3 protein-coding genes are annotated in these 2057 nt (G+C 35.2%); all 3 read right to left on the reverse strand.

What is annotated here, in order from left to right:
- Window positions 1-234 precede the first annotated feature (234 nt).
- On the reverse strand, window positions 235-1083 hold the full coding sequence (locus EAX61_RS16265; protein WP_121918764.1) for a hypothetical protein: 849 nt from the start codon (window positions 1081-1083) through the stop codon (window positions 235-237).
- Between the two features lie 69 nt (window positions 1084-1152).
- Window positions 1153-1374 (reverse strand): DUF2798 domain-containing protein, encoded by a 222-nt coding sequence (locus EAX61_RS16270; RefSeq protein WP_121918765.1) that lies wholly within the window; start codon window positions 1372-1374, stop codon window positions 1153-1155.
- 41 nt (window positions 1375-1415) lie between these two features.
- Entirely contained in the window at window positions 1416-1826 is a 411-nt protein-coding gene (locus EAX61_RS16275; RefSeq protein ID WP_121918766.1) for a MarR family winged helix-turn-helix transcriptional regulator, read from the reverse strand.
- Window positions 1827-2057 lie beyond the last annotated feature (231 nt).

The raw sequence follows: 2057 nt of genomic DNA on the forward strand, positions 1-2057 counted from the left end.
TTGATCTAAATGATGCAAGCGGAGAGTACTTCAAAACTTTGATTTGCTAAATTCCCCAACCTCTCGATTGAGCCCTAATTTTCTTATTTTATGGAGCATTGCGGCCGAAGGTAATTGACCATCAACGGTCTCGTATAAGCGCAGTAGCGGGCTTTATGCTACTGCTTTTCGGTTAGTAATATACTTAAATCAAAACAAAAACGGTGCGGGTTTGCACCTAAACCGCTATTGCGTTTATACAATGTTAGGCACTGGCTTATTCTTGATAGTTTTTATCATTTTCTTTAACCCTATCAGTTGGCGCATAGCAAATATTTCGAGCAAGAGAACTTGGGGTACCAAAACTAAAGGGATTAATGTCAATGGTATTCTGCCCATTTCTTCTGGAACGTTGCCATTTAGAATACTTATTGCTGTTGAGGCAGGCGCCAGAATAAAGTCAAGTATTCCAAAAGCAACAAACGCGATTGCTATATTTAGGTTTTTATTCATTTTGGCAATCTGCAAATTCAGATTTTGCTTACTGAGATTATTTTTAAAATCATCAATTGACCAATGTTTGGATGTTAATCCTGCCGTTTTTTTGAAAATCCGAAGTCTTTTTACAGCATAAAACGCGATAAATCCTGCTATCCAATCCCCAGGTCCAGCTACCCAAGCCACTATTCCAGGCAAGCGACCAGCAAAAAACCAAAATAGAAATATGATTCCGACTATCATTCGGGCTGGTCCTTCAACGCTTTGAATTGTCCATCTTAATGAAGTTTGGTCTATAAATTTTCTGAACTTTTTTGAAACACCGATTAGTATTAAGCAAATTAATGATGGCAGATAAAGTCCGCACAAAACATATGGAACAGCATCGGCGTATGAATTAATGTTTGTTACGGTTATTACAAAATAAGTCCCATAGACTATCCAGAAGATGGCTACGAAAATTGTTTTCGCTATTCTAAACTTATCATTTTTCCAAAATTTCCAACCTGCAACTGTAAAATGCGATAATTGAAAAATGATTAGTCCACCAAGAATGATTATTGACAAATATTCTAAAGTGAGCTGTATGTTTTCTTGGTCATTCATTGTTCTTCTTTTAATTAACGCCAATAAATCGGAAGAGCTGTGATTTATTGGTCAGTTTAAAGGTTTCAATTAATCAACTTTGCTATCTATAAAAGTTTGCAATCTGGGTCCAAGAATTAATATAAACGGCACTACAACAATGTAGGCTACAAACCAAGATTTTAGCCAGATAGCTACGAACTCTTTATTAAAACCAACATTTATTACAATCAAGGTAAATGATACTATTGCCGTGGTTATGATGCCCATACTAAGGGCAAAGGCTATTTTTCTTTTTAGTTCTTTTTTCATTGTATTTCAGTTTGTGCCTATCTGTATTCTTCGTGCGTTGGTCATTGCTTAATATTATTCATAATTACTTCAAGGGCAATCTTGCCGTCATTTTGTAATAGTTTTTCACTTTCAACCATTGCCTTCTTCCATTCTGGGGTAATTCTTAAAACCAAATCTCTACCGTTATCGGTAATATTGATATAGGGGAAATCATTCTTAGAAATTAAATTGGCATTCTCTAGTCTTGATAGGTTTCTGTTTAGTGAAGATTTTTCTAGCACGACTAATTCCGAAAGCTTCTTTTGATTTAGGTCAGATTTTTTTGCTAACACGAATAAGATTGATAATTGGCTATCGGTTATGCCAAATGGCTTTAGATACTTCCTAAAGATATTAGCAATTATCCTATTGAGCTGCATTACTTTATTCGATATGCAATCCTGATAACTAAAGTTTGATTCACTTTCCATAGAACAAAGATAATGAAATAAGTTGTATATACAACTTTATGCTTAAAATTTACCGTTTCTTTACATTTTTGTCAATTGTCGAAAGTGGTGTTTTAGCTTGTGCCTAACGTCCAATGTATAAAGCGTGCAGGGCGTTCTGCTGGCTTTCACTTGTTTTGGTGTTTGTATTATTTGTGTAAGGTATTAATTATTTTGGAGGTTTGCTGCCCTGCGTTGAGCTTTTGGAACGCC

Source organism: Dokdonia sinensis, assembly GCF_003688895.1.
GTDB classification, from domain to species: domain Bacteria; phylum Bacteroidota; class Bacteroidia; order Flavobacteriales; family Flavobacteriaceae; genus Dokdonia; species Dokdonia sinensis.

Excerpts from the sequence above, each read along its gene's own strand:
- EAX61_RS16265 (WP_121918764.1), bottom strand. The coding sequence starts at position 1,083 with ATGAATGACCAAGAAAACATACAGCTCACTTTAGAATATTTGTCAATA.
- EAX61_RS16270 (WP_121918765.1), bottom strand. The coding sequence starts at position 1,374 with ATGAAAAAAGAACTAAAAAGAAAAATAGCCTTTGCCCTTAGTATGGGC.
- EAX61_RS16275 (WP_121918766.1), bottom strand. The coding sequence starts at position 1,826 with ATGGAAAGTGAATCAAACTTTAGTTATCAGGATTGCATATCGAATAAA.